This window comes from Parvimonas sp. oral taxon 393 str. F0440 (genome assembly GCA_000223315.2).
In the GTDB taxonomy this organism is placed as follows: Bacteria; Bacillota; Clostridia; order Tissierellales; family Peptoniphilaceae; genus Parvimonas.
The window spans coordinates 107,958-127,626 of sequence record AFUS01000003.1 but is presented as its reverse complement, the minus strand read 5'-3'; the positions used below and the strand labels follow the sequence as shown (position 1 = coordinate 127,626).

Annotated in this window: 15 protein-coding genes and 2 pseudogenes; 4 read left to right on the top strand and 13 right to left on the bottom strand. The window is 29.1% G+C overall.

All coding sequences use genetic code 11. From position 1 onward, the window contains the following. Positions 1–4: 4 nt before the first annotated feature. The 4 genes from HMPREF9127_RS00785 to HMPREF9127_RS00770 form a co-directional block, all read right to left on the bottom strand. Positions 5–787, bottom strand: coding sequence for a Fic family protein (locus HMPREF9127_RS00785; protein WP_009447637.1), 783 nt, complete (start codon positions 785–787; stop codon positions 5–7). Between the two features lie 559 nt (positions 788–1,346). After that, on the bottom strand, positions 1,347–1,625 hold the full coding sequence (locus tag HMPREF9127_RS00780; RefSeq protein ID WP_009447576.1) for a GIY-YIG nuclease family protein: 279 nt from the start codon (positions 1,623–1,625) through the stop codon (positions 1,347–1,349). A gap of 9 nt (positions 1,626–1,634) precedes the next feature. Next, positions 1,635–2,537, bottom strand: a complete 903-nt coding sequence (locus HMPREF9127_RS00775; protein ID WP_009447631.1) for a sensor histidine kinase — start codon at positions 2,535–2,537, stop codon at positions 1,635–1,637. 2 nt (positions 2,538–2,539) lie between these two features. After that, positions 2,540–3,220 (bottom strand): response regulator transcription factor, encoded by a 681-nt coding sequence (locus HMPREF9127_RS00770; RefSeq protein ID WP_009447566.1) that lies wholly within the window; start codon positions 3,218–3,220, stop codon positions 2,540–2,542. 150 nt (positions 3,221–3,370) lie between these two features. On the opposite strand from HMPREF9127_RS00770, the gene HMPREF9127_RS00765 reads away from it, so the two are divergent. Next, positions 3,371–3,802 carry a hypothetical protein gene (locus HMPREF9127_RS00765; RefSeq protein ID WP_009447697.1) on the top strand — a complete coding sequence of 144 codons (432 nt, stop codon included), beginning with the start codon at positions 3,371–3,373 and terminating at the stop codon, positions 3,800–3,802. 103 nt (positions 3,803–3,905) lie between these two features. Here the strand turns inward: HMPREF9127_RS00765 and HMPREF9127_RS00760 are convergent, their stop codons facing one another. The 9 genes and pseudogenes from HMPREF9127_RS00760 to HMPREF9127_RS00720 all read right to left on the bottom strand — a co-directional run bounded on the left by HMPREF9127_RS00760 (position 3,906) and on the right by HMPREF9127_RS00720 (position 11,262). After that, positions 3,906–4,502, bottom strand: a complete 597-nt coding sequence (locus HMPREF9127_RS00760) for a hypothetical protein (RefSeq protein WP_009447646.1) — start codon at positions 4,500–4,502, stop codon at positions 3,906–3,908. A 431-nt stretch (positions 4,503–4,933) separates the two neighbouring features. Beyond that, positions 4,934–5,143 carry a hypothetical protein gene (locus HMPREF9127_RS00755; protein ID WP_009447682.1) on the bottom strand — a complete coding sequence of 70 codons (210 nt, stop codon included), beginning with the start codon at positions 5,141–5,143 and terminating at the stop codon, positions 4,934–4,936. Positions 5,144–5,168: 25 nt separating this feature from the next. Then, a complete protein-coding gene (locus HMPREF9127_RS00750) occupies positions 5,169–5,615 on the bottom strand; it encodes a GNAT family N-acetyltransferase (protein ID WP_009447567.1) in 447 nt (148 codons plus the stop codon). Between the two features lie 516 nt (positions 5,616–6,131). After that, positions 6,132–7,102, bottom strand: a pseudogene (gene pta / locus HMPREF9127_RS00745) (phosphate acetyltransferase). 181 nt (positions 7,103–7,283) lie between these two features. Continuing rightward, the gene (locus tag HMPREF9127_RS00740; RefSeq protein ID WP_009447651.1) at positions 7,284–7,988 is read right to left on the bottom strand and encodes a diacylglycerol/lipid kinase family protein; all 705 of its coding nucleotides are present in this window, start codon (positions 7,986–7,988) and stop codon (positions 7,284–7,286) included. After that, positions 7,988–8,485: a DUF4446 family protein gene (locus tag HMPREF9127_RS00735; RefSeq protein WP_009447575.1), complete on the bottom strand. Its 498-nt coding sequence runs from the start codon at positions 8,483–8,485 to the stop codon at positions 7,988–7,990. Before HMPREF9127_RS00735 ends, HMPREF9127_RS00740 begins: the two co-directional genes overlap by 1 nt. Before the next feature lie 2 nt (positions 8,486–8,487). Continuing rightward, positions 8,488–9,633: an aminotransferase class V-fold PLP-dependent enzyme gene (locus HMPREF9127_RS00730; RefSeq protein WP_009447654.1), complete on the bottom strand. Its 1,146-nt coding sequence runs from the start codon at positions 9,631–9,633 to the stop codon at positions 8,488–8,490. Between the two features lie 4 nt (positions 9,634–9,637). Then, on the bottom strand, positions 9,638–10,468 hold the full coding sequence (locus tag HMPREF9127_RS00725) for a ParB/RepB/Spo0J family partition protein (RefSeq protein ID WP_009447593.1): 831 nt from the start codon (positions 10,466–10,468) through the stop codon (positions 9,638–9,640). Continuing rightward, a complete protein-coding gene (locus tag HMPREF9127_RS00720) occupies positions 10,468–11,262 on the bottom strand; it encodes a ParA family protein (protein ID WP_009447663.1) in 795 nt (264 codons plus the stop codon). The genes HMPREF9127_RS00725 and HMPREF9127_RS00720 overlap by 1 nt, the downstream gene beginning before the upstream one ends. Positions 11,263–11,612: 350 nt before the next feature. On the opposite strand from HMPREF9127_RS00720, the gene HMPREF9127_RS00715 reads away from it, so the two are divergent. The 3 genes and pseudogenes from HMPREF9127_RS00715 to HMPREF9127_RS00705 all read left to right on the top strand — a co-directional run bounded on the left by HMPREF9127_RS00715 (position 11,613) and on the right by HMPREF9127_RS00705 (position 19,323). Further along, positions 11,613–12,893, top strand: coding sequence for a C40 family peptidase (locus tag HMPREF9127_RS00715; RefSeq protein WP_009447588.1), 1,281 nt, complete (start codon positions 11,613–11,615; stop codon positions 12,891–12,893). Between the two features lie 506 nt (positions 12,894–13,399). Next, positions 13,400–15,925, top strand: a pseudogene (locus tag HMPREF9127_RS00710) (VaFE repeat-containing surface-anchored protein); the annotation flags it as partial. Between the two features lie 17 nt (positions 15,926–15,942). Continuing rightward, positions 15,943–19,323 (top strand): VaFE repeat-containing surface-anchored protein, encoded by a 3,381-nt coding sequence (locus tag HMPREF9127_RS00705; protein ID WP_482197904.1) that lies wholly within the window; start codon positions 15,943–15,945, stop codon positions 19,321–19,323. The last annotated feature ends 346 nt before the right edge of the window (positions 19,324–19,669 follow it).

Sequence of the window (19,669 nt, the reverse complement as noted above, 5' to 3'; positions counted from 1 at the left end):
TTTTTTAATATATTTTTTCACCAAGTAATAAATTTCTTAAAAATTTTTCTAAAAATTCTGTAGTCTCAAAAACTCCATTTTTTAAATCATTGTAATTTGCTCTGACCAATGCATTTCTAAAATACCAAGAGTTTTCTGAAAATAATTCATTTCCAACTTCAAAGCCAAGAGTTTTAAGATATTTTATAAAGAAAACAGCAGTTGTTCTTGTATTCCCCTCTGCAAAAACATGTATTTGCCATAGCCTTGACACAAAAAGAGCTAAATGCTTTATTATATCATCCATATTCAAATTTTTGTAATTAAAACTTTTTTCTTGAGATAAATCATATTCCAGAGTTTTAAAAAGTTCGCTAAAACTTCCATAAGTTACACTTTTTTCATTTAAAATCCATTCTTTTTTCGTGATATTATATTTTCTTATTTGTCCTGCATGAGAGTAAATCCCTTTAAATAGTCTGTAGTGAATGGATAAATATTCATTTGGTGTAAAAGAAAAAGCAGGTTCTGTAATAATTCTTGTAATTCGTAAAGCTACTTCGTCAGCTTCCTTATTTCTATCCTCGTTTCTGCTAGGTTTTTCCTCATAATAAGCAGTAATCATTTTTTCAGCTTGATCTAATGATATTTCTCCCTCAATATTTTGTTTCGCAGTTTCAATTAAATATTTTGAAGGCTTAATTCCGTCAACATCTTGAAGTCCGATACCTATACTCCAAGCATAAGCTTTTTCTTTCTTTTCAGGTTCTGTATGTTTAATATATTCTTCAAAAATATCTTTTTCCATAATTTTCTCCTAATTAGTAAATAAATTAAAAACAATAAGATGTTTATATCGAATGTATCTACGATACATTCACTTATGCTTGTATACAAGCATAAGTATGAGATCTCCGCAGTCGATTGTACTCAAATCAAAGATTTGAACAATCTTTGTGTCAGACCTACTATTGCTTGTAAACAAGCAAAGTTAGGGCTAGATTCACTTCATTCGTTTCACTCATTTCGGTCGAGATGACGTATAAGGGAAATATCTTCGTTTGATAGTTTAACGTAAATGGTAAATAAACTTCAAAAATTTTTTAAAATTGCATAGAAAACAAAACAATTCACGTCATAGTACCTTGCATAGAAGTACACCCAACACGTCATCTCTACTGTAGCACGAGTGTAATGAAATTATACCTAACTTTATTTAAAAGTTGAATAGAAAACAAACTAAATTTACGTCATATTACTTTGAAGAGAAACACTCCCCAACACGTCATCTCGACCAACGTGGAGAGATCTCATACAATTATTTGTTTACAAATAATTGTATGTCCTGTAAAGGACTCGTATAAATATCACCAATCGTCTGATAAATCTCTTAATTCAGGATTTATAGATTTAATTAAGGCAAATTTTTTATCTCTATTCCACTTCTTCAACTGTTTTTCTCTTGCAATAGCATCTAAAGCATATTCTGTAGTTTCATAAAATAATAATACATTCAAATTGTATTTTTTAGAAAATCCCTCAAGTAATTTGTTTTTATGTTCATATAATCTTCTTTCAAGATTTCTTGTAACACCAATATACAAAACATTTCTAAAATTATTAGAAAGTATATATACATAAAACATAATTTTCTCCTAATCTATATTAAAATAGACTTTTACACTTGTTCCTTCGCCTAATTTTGACTCCAATTTAACTTTTTGTCCTAGTTTATCCAAAATTTGTTTAACTAAAAATAGCCCTATTCCTGTTGATTTCTGATTTTGTCTTCCATTAAAGCCGGAATATCCCTTGTCAAAAATTTTCGGAAGATCTGAATCCTTAATTCCAATTCCATTGTCTTTTATTTCAAGATATTTTTCTTTTTCGTTAAAAGATATTGAAACAATCCCATTCTTTGTATATTTTATTGCATTTGACAAAAGTTGTTCAATTACTACCATACACCATTTGCTATCCGTAATTACTTTTACATTAAGCTTTTCATATTCAAGTTTTATATTGTTTGAAATAAATAGAATTGCGTATTTTTTGATTAAAGGCTTAATAATATCGTCTAAATTCACAAGTGATATGTCCATATCCGTATTGTGATTAGCCATTTTAAGATAGCTTAAAGCCATATTGGTATAGTCTTCAATATAAATCAACTCTTTTTTTATATTTTTTACATTTTCTTTTTCAATATCACTGTCGCAGATTAATTTTCCTGCAGTTATTGGAGTTTTAATCTGATGAATCCAAATTAAAAAATACTCTTGTAATTCTTTTTCTTTTGCCAAAAAGTCATTTCTTAAATTTAAATTAGCTTCTTCAAGTTCTTGTATCTGATTTTTTAGTTTTTCCTCTTTTTTATTTAAAAATGCCATAAATACAAGATATACCATATAGAAAAAAAGCACTATTTCGAAAGCTAAAAAGTAACTTTCAAAGCTTAAATTCATAAGTAAAAAAACAACCCAAAATACTAATAGTATAAAAAAAGTTGTTACCGTAATAGGTAAAATTTTTGAAATATAATTTTTAAATTTATCCATTTTTACTCCATTTTAGAATTTAGATAATATCCGCTTCCCTTTTTGGTTTGGATAAAATCATTAAGTTTAATATCTGCAAATTTCTTTCTAAGTCTTGTTATATTGACTGCTAAAGTATTATCGTCAATATAATCGTCTCCATGCCAACATTTTTCCATAATTGACTCCCTTGAAGCAACTCCGCCTTTAGCTTTAAAAAGAGTTTCCAAAATCATTGTTTCCGTATTTGTAAGGGAAACCTTGTTGTCATTATATTTAATGATATTCTTATCCATATATAGAAACACATTTACAAAACTTAGAAATTCAAAGTCTTTTGTAAAATCATAGCTTCTCCTCAAAATTGCTTTGATTTTTGCCAAAGTTACATTCAAATCTATTGGCTTAGTTATATAGTCGTCAGCTCCGAATTGAATACCCATTACAATATCGATATTTTCACTCTTTGAAGAAATGAAAATAATTGGAACATTTGAATGTTTACGAATTTCCTCACACCAAAAATAGCCATTATTATATGGCAACATAATATCCATTAAAACCAAATGTGGTTGGTATTCGACAAATTCTTCGACTATTTGATTGAAATTTGAAATTCCTTTTACTTCATAATTCCAAAGCAAAAGTTCCCTTTTCAACATTTCAAATATATTTTCATCATCTTCGACAATTAAAATTTTCAAAAATATCACTCCTTTGAGTATTTTTTAAAATTAAATTTCTTTAAATAAGTATAGCATAATTATTATTTTAGTTAAAGTAAAATATAGTCATCTAAAAGCAAATATGATAGAATTATTATAATAAAATTAAATTAGAAATAGGAGTAAAAAATGAAAAATAAATTTGGAATATATTTAATGATAGGAATAATTTTTATATTGTTTTTGTGCTCAGGCTTTTATATAGCCTATACTGTCTTATCTTATAATGATTTATACATTGGTACATATATATTTTTTTCTTTATCAATTTTAGGTTATTTCATTTTAGCATATATTATTCTTACTAGAATTCTATTTAGATTAAAATTTCGTAATGAAATGATTTGTTATTTTAATGGGGATAAATTGTATACTTCAAATCATTTATTTCCAATTGATACAGATAGAATAGAAACTGTTATGATTAAATATACATCTAAATATAGAAGCAATCGTGCTTATAAGGTTTCTATTAAAATAAAAGATAGATTTTTCAGATATACTTTTGGAATTGGGCATATTTCAACAGATAAAGAGCAAAAAAATATGACTATTTTTTAAAAGAATTAAAAAACGTCATATTGATTATGAAATAAAATAAAATTTTTTATTAATATTTTTAAAAAAGTTTTTATAATTGTATTTATCAAAGCCTAACATCTCTTTAAAAATAATATCTATTGCAATAAGATAAAGAAGTCTGGTTCTTAAAAAATCCATTGAATATTGATATTTGATATTGTTTTCCTTTTTTGATTTTTAGACAATTATTTCTTATATAATAGCCAGAGTGAACATAATGATTTCTTAATTTAACTATTTCTAATGCTGTTTGTTCTAAAAACTCATTTAATTTTGATTTGTCTAAAAAATCTTCTAAAGTTTCTTGTTCTAAAAATTCATCTTTTATTAAAGTTTCTATTGAAGAATAGTGGTCTGTTAGACCTTTTATAATTGAATTGCTACCTTTTTTATAATAACATTCTATAAATTTATAGAACATTAAAAAATTATCTTCGAGACTTTTTGTAGTACTATTTACTATATAAGGAATATTTCTGAATTTAGATCCACTATCTCTATATGGTATATTTTTATAACAAATTTCTAAAAATTCTATTAATGGAGTAGAAATAGATGGATTGATGTTTCTTTCTTTATAAATTACCTGATTTGAGTAGGTAGAAAATTTAAAATATGTTTTATCAATTTCTACATCCAATTTATCTATTAAGAATTTGTTTGGGATATAAATTTGCATAAATGTTATTAACTCATTAATATAGCTTGATATTTTATCATAATCAACTCTTTTAGAAAATTGAATTTCGAGATATCCATCGAAGTTTATTGAAATATTATGGTCTTTTCTATTGAAAGTGGTTTTCCAAGAATCACCTAATATTAAATTTTTATATTTTTTTATTAATAGATTTTAGTATTTCTTTTTGTTTTTTGATAAGCTAATAGAATAAAGTTCATCAGTATCAATCATTTGTAAATTTGGATAGTCTATAAGATAATTTATTATTTTACTATATATTTTAATTTTTGAAATTTTTGGCTTGATTTTTAATTCTGTAAGTTTATTATAATCGATGTGACTAAAATATACATTTGATTGAAATATTGTTGTTGAATTTTTATCAGGGTTACCTAATATTGTGGTACCTCCTGAATAAAATGCATTTTTTAGAAGATAATTTTTTTGTTGTCATAATCTATAATTAGAATATCTCGATTATCATATTCTGTATTAATAGTAAAGCATTTAACTCCATCTATATATGGTATTTCATCATGTATATCATATTCAACTTCAACATTAAAATCATCATTAGTAATTGAATATTCACATCTATATTTATTTTCATAATCTTGATTAAAATAGCATACAGGCATAGTTTCCTCCATTTAGTATTATTTCTTACAACACAAATTTATAGATGCATTTATGAGTTTCGTTGTCATTTATTCTCATATCATTATCTTTGGGCAATTCAAAGATGCCTAAAAATTCACCATTTAGATATTCACATATCTTATTTGAAGCTTGGTTATCGGGATTAGCTGTTATATACAAATATTCCATATCATGCTTTTTTGCTAGTTCAAAAAGGAGTTTACAGGCTTTTGCTGAATAGTGATTACCTCTGTATTTTTCGTCAATTGTATAACCTATATTTCCACCATAATATAGACCTTCACTATGTCCAATTCTCAAATCACATTTTCCTAATTTTTGTCCTTTTAAGTCGCATATATAAAAACTATAGGCAGGAACCCAATTAATTGCTAAATTTCCAGAATAAAATTTATCTAAAACTAATTTTATTTCATCATTTTGTAAAAAAGAAGTATCTAAAAATTCCATAAGCACCTCCAAATTGTTTTATTACATTTTACCAAATTTTAAAGAAAAACTCTACTTGTTAATATAAGTATTTTATTTATATTTATGAGTTCAATTTTAATGTATCTACGATACATTTACTTTTGCTAAAGCAAAAGTATGAGATCTCTCCGTTTCGCTAACGCTACAGTCGAGATGACGTATAAAGAAGAATGCTTTGTTTAGGAGCTATACGTTAAAAGTAAATAAACATCAAAAATACTTTATACATAATAAAAAATTTACATAATTATATTAATACATGTCATATCAAATAAACTAATTCACGTCATAGTACTTTGAAAAGCAAAACTTCTCAGCACGTCATCTCGAGCGTAGTCGAGAGATCTCAACTATTGCTTGTTTACAAGCAATAGTATTTCTGAAAGAAATAAAAAATTTCTATATGTATCTACGGCACATTAAATAATTAAATCTTCAATACTAATTCACCCATAAAAAAACAAAACCCTGTCGGTTTTGTTTTTCAAAAATTTATTATAGACTTTGTGCAGCGGTAATTACTGCAAGTTTGTAAACATCTTCTTCGTTACAACCTCTTGAAAGGTCTGATATAGGTTTGTTAAGTCCTTGTAGGATTGGTCCTATTGCCTCAAAATCACCAAGTCTTTGTGCAATTTTGTATCCGATATTTCCTGATTGTAAGTCAGGGAAGATAAATACATTTGCGTGTCCTGCAACTTTTGAGCCCTTTGCTTTTTGTTCCCCAACTGATGGGACTATTGCAGCATCGAATTGTAATTCTCCGTCTAATGATAAATCAGGTGCCAATTCTTTAGCCATTTGTGTAGCATCAGCAATTTTTTGTGAAAGCTCGTGTTTTGCAGAACCCTTTGTAGAGAAACTAAGCATTGCAACTTTCGGATCTATTCCGAAAATTTTAGCAGTTTTGGCAGTTTCAACAGCGATTTCAGCTAATTCTTTTGCTTCTAAAGTAATATTGATAGCAATGTCAGCAAATACATATCTTTCTCCATTTTTTCCAAGCATAACCATTGCTCCACTTGTTCTTGAAACATTTGGTTTAGTCTTTACAATTTGAAGTGCAGGTCTTACGGTATCTCCTGTTGAGTGAACAGCACCACTAACCATTCCGTCAGCTTTTCCCACTTGTACCATCATAGTTCCATAGTAATTTACATCTTTTAAAAGCACTTCAGCTTCTTCTTTTGTGTTTTTGCCTTTTCTACGTTCAACAAATTTTTCAACTAATTCATCAAAATCTTCCGCTTTTAAAGGATCAATTATTTCAATATCATCAATACAAACATTTAATTCCTTTGCAGTTTTTTTGATTTCTTCAACATTTCCTAAAACTATTGGAGTTACTAAACCGTCTTTTTTAATCTCACACAAGCACCTAAAACTCTCTTATCTTCTCCTTCAGGAAATACAATTCTCTTATTTGTTCCCTTAATTTTTCCTGTTAATTCTTCAAAAATATTCATAATACCCCCTACATTATTAATTTCACTTTTTTATCATTTACTATAAATTCAACTTCATCAACTCCGGACATATATTCTCCATCAAAATTAATTTCAATATTCTTTGAAATAATTTTGATTTTCTTTGCTTTGAAGCAAGAAGTTATATCCTCATTGACATGAGTTGCATTTACAAGTGTTTTTATTTTTTAATAATATCAAATTTTGATTTATATCTAATAGCACAAATGTCAAGAAGTCCGTCTTTCATATCTGCATATGGTAATATATTTATTTTTCCACCATATTTACTTCCAATGCCCACAGCTATTAAAAAATAGTCATCTTCATATTCAACATCGTCAATTATCATCTTGTATCTTTTTCTCTTGTGATGAAATAAAGCTAAAGCTATTGCTATTTTATAAGCTAGTCCATTTTTAATAAATTTTTTTACTTTTAAAGCATATTTATTAACTTCTGCGTCAAAACCTACAGATGCAATATTGAAAAATGATTTATCTAAAAATGAGCCATAATCGACAAGTATTGTATTTCCCTTTATAATTCTTTCCATACAGATTATAAAACTGCAGGATTCTTGTAGACTGTTCATATAGTCATTTCCTGTACCTGCAGGAATTACACCCAGCTTTATATTATTTTTAACAGCAATATCTCCTACTTCATTTATAGTTCCGTCTCCACCTACTGCAATTAATTCATTAAAACCATTTTTAACAGCATCTTCTGCTATTATAATTGATTCACCCTCTTGTGTGGAGCACTTGATTTCATATTCAAAATTTAAGTTCTTTCCCCTAAGATATTCTTCAATACCTTCTTTAAAGTCAAATTTTTTGAAACCTGAGGCATGAGGATTTAAAACAAACATTAATTTTCTCATTATTTTGCTAATGCCATCCTTAGTGCTTCTATTTCTTCATTTGATAATTCTTGGTTTACTGTTCCGGATTTTACTTCTTTTGCATAAGTTATACAGCTTTCTCTACCATAAATAGTAGTTAATAGTAATCCATTATTAAATCCGTCCAATAGTGCTATTGTATAAGATAATTTATTTTTCAAATCATGAAAAGCATCATATTTTACAAAACCAATTTTTTGTATTGTAAAAGCAAATTGACTTTTTGCTGTTCTAATTTGTGTTTCAAGTTCATTTACTTTTTTATCCATTTCAAAAATATCATTTGAGTGAGCATGAATAAGTTCTCCCATATTCAAGTCTCCTCTGCCCCTTAAAAGCATATCATACTTTTTCTTTTGAAGACTTAGCTTTTTATTAACTTGGTTAAATTGATATAGGATAAAAATTAAGACAAATAGCACTAATATTAAAAATATTCCTGAATATGCATTTAAAAATTCTAATACTGTATTCACTATTATTTATTCCTTTCTATTATACTAATTAAGGCATTTGCACATTCCTCAACCTCTTCAATGGTATTATAATACCCAAAACTGAATCTAATTGCACCAAGTTCATCAGTTCCTAAACTCTTATGAGCAAGTGGTGCACAATGGAAGCCGGGTCTTGTATAAATGTCGAATTCATCACTTAAGATATAGGAAACTTCAGAACTATCCATATCTTTTATATTTAAGCTCACAACAGCCCCCTGTCTATCATCTAAAGTTCCGTATAAAATAATTTCTTCATTATCCTTTAATAAATCTATGAAATGATTTTTTAAAGTTATTTCATGATTTCTAATATTTTCAATACCTACTTCGTTGATAAAATCTATTCCCTTACTTAAAGCTATAATACCAACACCATTAGGAGTTCCGCTCTCTAAACTGTCAGGATATAAATCAGGCTGATCTATACTATAAGAATAGCTTCCCGTTCCCCCTTGTTTTAAAGGTTTAACAGTAATTCCTTCCTTTATATATAGAGCACCTGTTCCCATTGGTCCAAAAAGAGCTTTATGACCCGGAAAAGCAAGTAAATCAATATTCATATCTTGAACGTCAATATCCAAAACTCCTATTGATTGAGCGGCATCCACAAGATATAGTATATTATTTTCCTTACAGAATTCTCCGATACTCTTTATATCTATAATAGTTCCAAAAACATTGGACATATGAGTAGTTACAATCATCTTCGTATTAGGAGCCACTGATTCGAATATTTTTTGAGGATCTATATAGCCTTTTTTATCCGCATAGACAATACTTAAATCAATTATTCCATCTTTTTTTAACTGATTAAGAGGTCTTAAAACGGAATTATGCTCCATCGATGTAGTAATAACATGATCCCCTTCCTTCAAAACTCCTTTTATAGCTAAATTTAAACTGTCTGTAGCATTAAAAGTAAAAATTACATTAAGAGGATCTGTTCCATTTATTAAGCTACAAATTTTCTCTCTAGTTTCGTAAATTTCCAAATCCATCTTCATAGCGAGTTTATGACCGCTACGTCCGGGATTCCCTGCATAACCTAAATAACATTCCATAATTTTATCGGTTACAATTTTAGGCTTTGGAAAAGTTGTTGCTCCATTATCCACATAAATCATAATATCACTCCAAATTATAAATATTCATCAAAGAATCAATTATTCTTTGTAAATCCGCCTCGTTGAGATAGCTTATCTCTATTTGTCCGCCTTTTTTCTTTTCGTGAATCTTAACCTTTGCATCTAAAACTTCAGTTAATCTTTCACAAATATCCTTTATAAAAATATCTTCAGTCTTATTTTTGTTCTGTTTAGCCTTTTTTTCGACATCTCTGATATTTACTTCCTTAACTAATAATTTTTCAAGATATTTTTTTCTCTCTTCTTCAGTCTCTAAAGAAAGTAAAGTTCTTCCTTGACTTGGACTTAAATCCCCCCTTATTAAATATTCTTTTATATAATCTGATAGATTTAAAAGTCTTAAATTATTTGCAATATAGGATCTGCTCTTCCCTATTATATCAGAAAGCTCTTGTTGTGTAAGTTTATATTCTTCCATCAATGTCTTTAGAGAAATAGCTTCTTCAATTGGATTTAAGTCTTCTCTTTGAATATTTTCAACGAGGGCAAGTTCTCTAGCTTTTCTGTCACTAACATTTTTAACCACAACCGGTACTTTTTCCAGTCCTGCCAATTTAGAAGCTCTAAATCTACGTTCTCCGGCAATAATTTCATATTTATCTTCTACTTTTCTAACAACTATTGGTTGAATAACTCCGTCTGCCTTAATAGAATTTGCCAGTTCTTCCAAACTGTCATCATCAAAATTTTTTCTAGGTTGATCTTCTCTAGCAACTAACTTTTCCAAGTCAACGGTTAATAAATTTTCATCAGTAATAAAATCTTCTTCTCTTAAAAGGGAACCCAGCCCCCTACCTAGACCTTTTTTCTTCATTATTTTCTCCTATTCTTAATTAATTCTTTAGCTAAAGATAAATAAGCAATAGCACCTTTAGAATTCTTATCATAATATATTATGCTCTCTCCAAAACTTGGAGCTTCAGCAAGTCTTATATTTCTAGGAATAACTGTATCAAATAATTTATCTTTGAAATAATTTTCAGTTTCTCTCTTTACATCCTCAGATAAGTTATTTCTCGAATCATACATTGTAAGCAATACACCTTCAATTTCAAGCTCAGTATTCAATCCCTTCCTTATTATATTAACTGTATTCATAAGTTGGCTTACACCCTCAAGGGCATAATATTCGCATTGTATTGGAATTAGTACACTATGAGATGAAACTAAAGCATTAATACTCATAATCCCCAAAGATGGTGGACAGTCAATAATAATGAAATCATAATTTTGAGGTATCTTTCCAATCTCTTCCTTTAATAAGTATTCTTTTTTTTCTACACTCAACAATTCAATTTCTAAACCACATAAATCTGAATTTGCAGGTATTATATCAACATTTTTAGATTTTGTCTTTTGAATAGCATTATTAATGTCTTGTTCATGAGTTAAAACATCATAAACAGTAATATCTGGCTCTTCAATACCAAGTCCCGAAGTTGAATTACCTTGCGGATCCATATCTATAACCAAAACCTTCTTTTTATTAAAACCTAAAGCTGATGCCAGATTCACTACAGTTGTTGTCTTTCCAACACCACCCTTTTGATTAAATATTGATATTACTCTCATTTCTCTTTTCTTTTTAAAAGCATCAAAAATTTTCATAATATTTCCTTTGTTTTTATATTCTTCTATTATATACTACTATTAAATATCAGTTCTTTTTTATATCTTTAAGATAATTTTGTAATATTAATAGTAGCCTTATCATAAATTATAATATTACTATTATTATACCATAAATTAATCATTAATTTTTAAGTTAAACATATTTTTTTACATTTCTAAAAAATAAATGTTTCACGTGAAACAACCTTAAAAACAAAACATATATGTTTCACGTGAAACATTTACGCTTTGTAACTAATTTGTAACTTTTTGTAATTTTTTTGTAACTTTTTGTTGACTTTTTGCAATACTTGGTGTAAAATATGTCTATAAGTTAGGAGGTAATTATGAAAATTAAAAAAGTTTTGACAACTTCAATGTTATGTGCATTAGTTTGTACAACATTGCCAGTAGCAAAATCTTTTGCTGATGAAACAGAAAAAGTTAAAGTTCATAGTACAAGTATTGAAGAAGTAAACAATTCATTAATTAGTGAGTCAAATAAGGTCTTGGAAACTCCTTCTGTTGCACAATTAAAAAAAGTTACAAGTGAAAATGAAATATATTCTTTAGTTACAGAAGAAGATACTAAAATGCCGGAATTAGAAGAAAATTCTTATTATGTAAAAGAATCTCTTGATTTAAAACCGGTTTTAAGTGAAAACGAAGACGAAACTGTTAAAGTTGCTAAGGGTTCAATTGTTAAAGTTGAAATGAGTGGAGATAAAATGGCTACTGTTACAGTAGATGGAAAAGTAGTAAGTATTGACATTTCAATGTTATCAAAAGAAGTAGTTGAACCGGAAAAATCTGAAACTGAAATTAAAGCAGAAGAAGAAAAGAAGGCAGAAGAAGCAAAGAAAGCAGAAGAAGCTAAGAAGGCTGAAGAAGCGAAAAAAGCAGAAGAGGCTAAGAAAGCAGAAGAAGCTAAGAAAGCAGAAGAAGCTAAGAAAAAAGCTGCTGCTAAAAAAGTAACTCTTTATGCTACAGAAAACTTAAATGTAAGATCTGAACAATCTGCTACTTCATCTAAACTTGGGATTTTATCAAAAGGTGAAAAAGTAAGCGGAATAGATAGAGGAGAATGGGTAGAATTTGAATTCAACGGAAAGACTGCTTATGTTATAAAATCATATCTTTCTGAAACAAAACCTGTAGTTGAACAACCTAAGAAAGAAGAAAAATCTAAGAAGAAAAACAACTCAGAATCAAAACCTAAAGCTCCTGCTAAAAATGAAAGCGAAACTTACAATGCAGATATAGATACTGTTGTAGATTTAGCATTAGCACAAGTTGGTAAACCATATATTTGGGGAACTTCTAATCCAAATATCGGATTTGACTGTTCCGGTTTAGTATATTATGTATATAAACAAGTTGGAATCAACTTAAGCAGAACATCATATACTCAAATTAATCATGGTACAAGAGTTTCAGCATCAGAATTAAGAAAAGGTGATTTAGTATTCTTTAACAATGGTGGTGGAAGAATTAGTCACGTTGGTATTTACATTGGAAACAATAAATTTGTTCACGCTTCAAGTCCGGGAACAGGTGTTATTGTAAGTAAACTTTTCGGAAGTTACTTTGGAAATACTTTTGTTGGAGCAACAAGACTTATAAAATAATTTCTATGAATTAAGAATTAAAGACGGTTATAAACCGTCTTTTTTTGTTTTTCAAGTTATTTCTGTATGTTTTTTATCATAATCAAAAATGTTTTACTTTTTTATGGTATAAGACATTGTTTCTTGTGTTTTTTATTTAAGTTGTAGACTTTTATTAATAAATTTGTTATAATTATGAGTAATAATGCTCAGATGCTTTTATGGAAAAATACCATTGCATACAGGAAAAATTAATAACGATATTAAAAAATACTTATAACTTTTTTCTTAGAAAAGCTATACTTACTTTCTAAATGGAAAACTATAATAACTTAACAATACAATCTTAATACATGTTTTTTGACATATATACATATAGTTTTATATGTGTATATGTTTTAAAATATAATAAAAATCAAATTATTTTTTAAGTATTCGATAGTTTGGTTTGATTAGTTTTAATTAAAAAAAGGAGGAAATATGAAACAAAGATCTAAAAGTTTTTTAGTATTTTTTTGATTTTATCAATGGTATTACAAACAATTGGAGCATCTTTTGTTCATGCAAATGGTGAAGTTAAACCAAATGTTACAGTTACACGCTTTAATATTTATAAACATAAGCATAAAGAAGGGGATCCCCCACTTACTAAACTGTATTCAACTGATCAGTTTGATTTAGAGCTTGATTGGGATGCTTCAAGTTATGGCAATACTATTAAAGAAAAAGATTATTTTGAAGTACAATTACCAACAGAAATGCAATTTCCATTATCCGGTTCAGCTACACAGTTTGACTTAGTAAATACTGACGGAACTGTTGTAGCCAAAGGAAAAATCAATGCAGTTAATGGCGGTGGAGGAAAAATTGTTGTAACCTTTACTAAATCAGTAGAAAATTTGTATAATGTTAAAGGTACAATGAAATTAGAGGCTTCATTTGTCAGGAGTAAAATAAAAATTGATTCTGATAATACTTTTACAATTTCTGTAAATGGAAAGCCTATTACTCATACAATCCATGTAGACAAACCAGGCTCAGTAGAAGGTGAAGACTTAGCTAAATATGCATATGACCCTGATAATGCTGAACAAAGAGTTCAATGGGTTGTTAGAATCAATTTATCTAAAAATCTTAATTTACAACATAGTATTGTATCAGATGAACTTTCTCCGGCTGGGGCAAAGTATCTGGATGGAACAATAATACTTAAAGAAGTGGAATTTGATAATACCGGAAAGGTAACGAAAGTCATTAAGGAATATTCTCAAGCTGAACTTAATTCAATGATTAAGTTTAATGGGGATAAGTCATCCTTTACACTAAATATAGGAAGTCCGGGAAAAAAGAGTTTTCAATTACGTTATCAAACCACTTATCCAGATGATAAAATTGTCAATAAGGTCATTTTGAAAGGTGATGGAGTTAATAAAGTATATAATGGTGGATTTAATTCAGCCAGTTCTTCAGGAACCGGTGAAGGAAATAAGGGGAAAGTTAAGATTGTAAAAGTGGATGCAATTGACCCTAATATTAAACTTCCTAAAGCAAAATTTGAAATTAGAGTTAAAGGTACAAATGACTTAATTGAAACAATGGTTACAGGAAGTAATGGTGAAGCTATTTCTAAAAAAACATTAGATCCCACTAAGAAATATGTATTAAAAGAAGTAAGTACACCACCGGGATATGAAGTTGAATCAACAAGTGAAAATTTGGAATTCACACCTGATTTAAATAAGTTAACAGAAGTAAAAGTTAAGAATAAACGTGTTTTAACTAATGTTTCCGGAGAAAAGACTTGGGTTAATGATGAAGGTCATAATGTTCGTCCAGCACAAATTACAGTTCAATTACTTGCCGACGGAAAGGAACTAGCAGGAAAAACTCAAGTTGTAACACCTGATAACAATGGTCACTGGAAATATGAATTTAAGAATTTACCTAAATACAGAACAGATAAACATGATGAACAAGGAAAGAATATTCCTATAGTTTATACTGTAAAAGAAGTACAAGTCCCTGAAGGTTATACTTCAGAAGTAACAGGCATGAATATAAAGAATACTTACAAGCCTAAGGAATTTACTTTTAAATTTAGCAAAACTGATGTTGCCGGGTCAGAATTAGCCGGAGCTACAATTAAATTAAGTTCAGATGACGGCAGACCATTAATCAATAATAATGGAACAAAAGTATCATCTGTTGAATGGGTATCAGATGGTACTTCTAAAGAATTTAAGCTTGCACCGGGAAATTATACTTTTGAGGAAAAAGCAGCACCGGAAGGATTTACTTTAGCTACAACAATTAAGTTTACATTAAAGGATGATGGAACTGTAACGGGAACTACTGTAAAAGTAGATGGATCTACAACTATTATAGCAATGGTAGACGATTACAAATATCATGATGTTAAAGTAAGCAAGGTTGATTTAGGCGGAACAGAATTAGCCGGAGCAAAAATTACTGTAAAATCAGCTGACGGTTCAGACTTAATCAGCAATAATGGTACAAGAGTTAATTCAGTTACTTGGGTATCAACTAATACTCCTAAGGAATTAAAATTAAGAGCAGGTAAATATATATTCCATGAAGAATCAGCACCTGAAGGATATTTAAAAGTAACAGATATTGAATTTGAAGTTGATAAAGACGGAAAAGTAAAAGTAACAAAAGTAGCTCAAGATGACAAAGTTGAAGTTGATGGCGGAAAGATTACAATTACAGACCGTAAAGGAATTTCAATCAAGACAGAAGCTAAAGTTAATGGACAAAAAGAAGCAAAAGCTAAAAATCAATTAACTTTAACTGATAAAGTAAGCTATAAGAATTTAATAGTTGGAAAACTTATACAGTTAGGTTAGTATGGATGGATAAGGAAACTAAACAACCATTCTTAGCTGAAGGAAATCCTATTAAAGCTGAAACTACATTCGTTGCTGATAAAGCGGATGGTGAAGTAGAGTTAAATGTAACTGTAGATTCAGATTATTTCACTAAAGAAACTAAATTAGTAGCATTTGAAAAAATGTTTGAAAATAACGTACAAGTAGCTGCTCATGAGGACATTAATGATGAAGCTCAAACTGTTGTAATTAAAGAAAACTTTAATCCTGTAAAAGTTAGTAAGGTTGATTTAGGGGGAACAGAATTACCTGGAGCAAAGATTACAGTTAAGTCAGCAGACGGAACTAATTTAATCAAAGATAATGATACAAAGGTTAATACAATTACTTGGGTATCAACTAATACTCCTAAGGAGTTAAATCTATTACCTGGAAAATATGTATTCCACGAAGAATCAGCACCTGAAGGATATTTAACAGTAACAGATATTGAGTTTGAAGTTGATAATGACGGAAAAGTAACAGTAACAAAAGTAGCTGAAGATGATATAGTTAAAGCTGAAGGCGGAAAAATTACAATTACAGACCGTAAAAAACCTACTGTAGAAACAGAAGCAAAGGTTAATGATAAAAAAGAAGATGCACCAACTGATAAAGTTGTTCTAACAGATGTTGTTAAGTACAAGAATTTAATTGTTGGAAAGAAATATACAGCTAAGTTGGTATGGATGGATAAAGCAACAGGAGAACCATTCAAAGTTAATGGAAACCCTGTTACAGCAGAAAAAGAATTCGTAGCTAACGAAGCAGATGGTCAAGTTGAATTGAGTGTAACTTTAGATGCTAAAGATTTTAAAGAAGATACAACATTAGTAGCTTTTGAAGAAGTTTATAAAGGCGATAAATTAGTTGCAACTCACAAAGATCTTGAAGACGAAGGCCAAACTGTAAAAGTGAAACAACCAAAACCGGACTTAAAGACAGAAGCTAAAGTTAATGGAGAAAAAGAAGTAAAAGCTAAAGATGAATTAACTTTAACAGATAAAGTAAGCTATAAGAATTTGGTAATTGGAAAAGAATATACAGTTAAACTTGTTTGGATGGATAAAGCAACAGGACAACCATTCCTAGTTGAAGGAAATCAGCTTACAGCTGAAAAGACATTCGTTGCTGATAAAGCGGATGGTGAAGTTGAATTAACTGTAAAAGTAGATTCAAAACACTTCACAAAAGATACAACATTAGTAGCTTTTGAAGAAATGTTCCACAATGGCGTAAAAGTAGGAGCTCATGAAGATATTAATGATGAAGCTCAATCTGTTTTAATCAAAGAAAACTTCAATCCTGTAAAAGTTAGCAAGGTTGATTTAGGCGGAACAGAATTACCTGGAGCAAAGATTACAGTTAAATCAGCAGATGGAACTGATTTAATCTTAGATAATAGAACAAAGGTTAATACAATTACTTGGGTATCAGCAGAAACTGAAAAAGAATTGAACTTATTACCTGGAAAATATATATTCCACGAAGAATCAGCACCTGAAGGATATTTAACAGTAACAGATATTGAATTTGAAGTTGATAAAGACGGAAATGTAACTGTAACAAAAGTAGCTGAAGATGATATAGTAAAAGCTAATGGTGGAAAAATTACAATTACAGACCGTAAAAAACCTACTGTAGAAACAGAAGCAAAGGTTAATGGAGAAAAAGAAGATGCACCAACTGATAAAGTTGTTTTAACAGATGTTGTTAAGTATAAGAATTTAATCGTTGGAAAGACATATACAGCTAAGTTGGTATGGATGGATAAGGCAACAGGACAACCATTCCTAGTTGACGGAAATCCTGTTACAGCTGAAAAAGAATTTGTAGCTGAACAAGAAAATGGCGAAGTTGAATTAAGTGTAACTGTGGATGCTAAACATTTTGAAAAAGATACAACATTAGTAGCTTTTGAAGAAGTTTATAAAGACAACAAATTAGTTGCAGCTCATAAAGACCTTAAAGATGAAGACCAAACTGTAAAGGTAAAACAACCTGAACCTGAATTAAAAACAGAAGCTAAAGTTAATGGAGAAAAAGAAGTAAAAGCTAAAGATCAATTAACTTTGACTGACACTGTTAAGTATAAGAAATTAGTAATAGGAAAGACTTATACAGCTAAATTAGTATGGATGGATAAGGAAACAGGAAATCCATTCTTAGTTGACGGGAATCCTGTTACAGCTGAAAAAGAATTTGTAGCTGAAAGTAGTGAAGGAGAAATTACATTAAGTACAACTGTAGATTCAAAACACTTCAATAAGGATACAAAATTGGTAGCATTCGAAAAATTGTTTGAAAATAATAAAGAAGTTGCTGCCCATGAAGACATCAATGATGAAGATCAATCTGTTGTAATCAAAGAAAACTTCAATCCTGTTAAAGTAAGCAAGGTTGATTTAGGTGGAACAGAATTACCTGGAGCAAAGATTACAGTTAAGTCAGCAGACGGAACTAATTTAATCAAAGATAATGATACAAAGGTTAATACAATTACTTGGGTATCAGCAGAAACTGAAAAAGAATTGAACTTATTACCTGGAAAATATATATTCCACGAAGAATCAGCACCTGAAGGATATTTAACAGTAACAGATATTGAATTTGAAGTTGATAAAGATGGAAATGTAACAGTAACAAAAGTAGCTGAAGACGATATAGTTAAAGCTGAAGGTGGAAAGATTACAATTACAGACCGTAAAATACCAAAAGTTACTACAGAAGCAAAAGTAAATGATAAAAAAGAAGATGCACCAACTGACAAAGTTGTTTTAACAGACGTTGTTAAATATAGCAATTTAATAGTTGGAAAGACTTATACAGCTAAGTTGGTATGGATGGATAAGGCAACAGGACAACCATTCCTAGTTGATGGAAAACCTGTTACAGCTGAAAAAACATTTGTAGCTGAACAAGAAAATGGTGAAGTTGAATTAAGTGTAACTGTGGATGCTAAACATTTTGAAAAAGATACAACATTAGTAGCTTTTGAAGAAGTTTATAAAGATAATGTATTAGTTGCAGCACACAAGGACATTAATGATGAAGACCAAACTGTAAAAGTAAGACAACCTGAACCTAAATTAAGAACTGAAGCAAAAGTTAATGGTAAGAAAGAAGCTGCTCTTGAAAAAACATTGACACTAACAGATTATGTTTATTATACTAATTTAGTTATAGGAAAAGAATATACAGTTAAACTTGTTTGGATGGATAAGGCAACAGGAAAAGAAATCTTGGTAGATGGAAAACCATTAACTGTAGAAAAAACTTTTGTTGCTGAAAAGAGCGATGGTAAAATTGAGTTAAGTACAGTTGTTGAAGCTAAATATTTGAAACAAGGTAAACTTGTAGCTTTTGAAACAATGTATGAAAAAGGTAAAGAAATAGCTTCTCATAGAGATATTAATGATGCAGATCAAACAATCTTGTTGAAGAAACCTATATTACCTAAGACAAATGTAAGCTCAAACTTAGCTTTATATGCAAATATGTTAATAGGATCAGGAGCATTAGTTGCTTTAATAGATTCTAAACGTAGAAAAAGATCAAAATAATCGAAAGATTAAACAATAAAAAATGAGGGTCAATAATGACCTTCATTTTTTGTATTTAAACAGAAATAACTAACGTCATAGTGCTTTGCAGATATACCCCAATACGTAATCTCGAGCGTAGTCAATCTAGCCCTAACTTTTTTTACTTGTAAACAAGCAAAGTTAGGACTAGATTCACTATATTTCACTTTGCTTCACTCCGGTCGAAATGACGTATAAGGAAAGACCTTTGTTTAGTGGCTAGGCATTAGTAGTAAAAAACTTCAAAATATCTTTATAAATATGGTAGAAAAATAAAAATCTACATCATAGGATTTTAAAATTATATAAAAAATAAAATAACTCA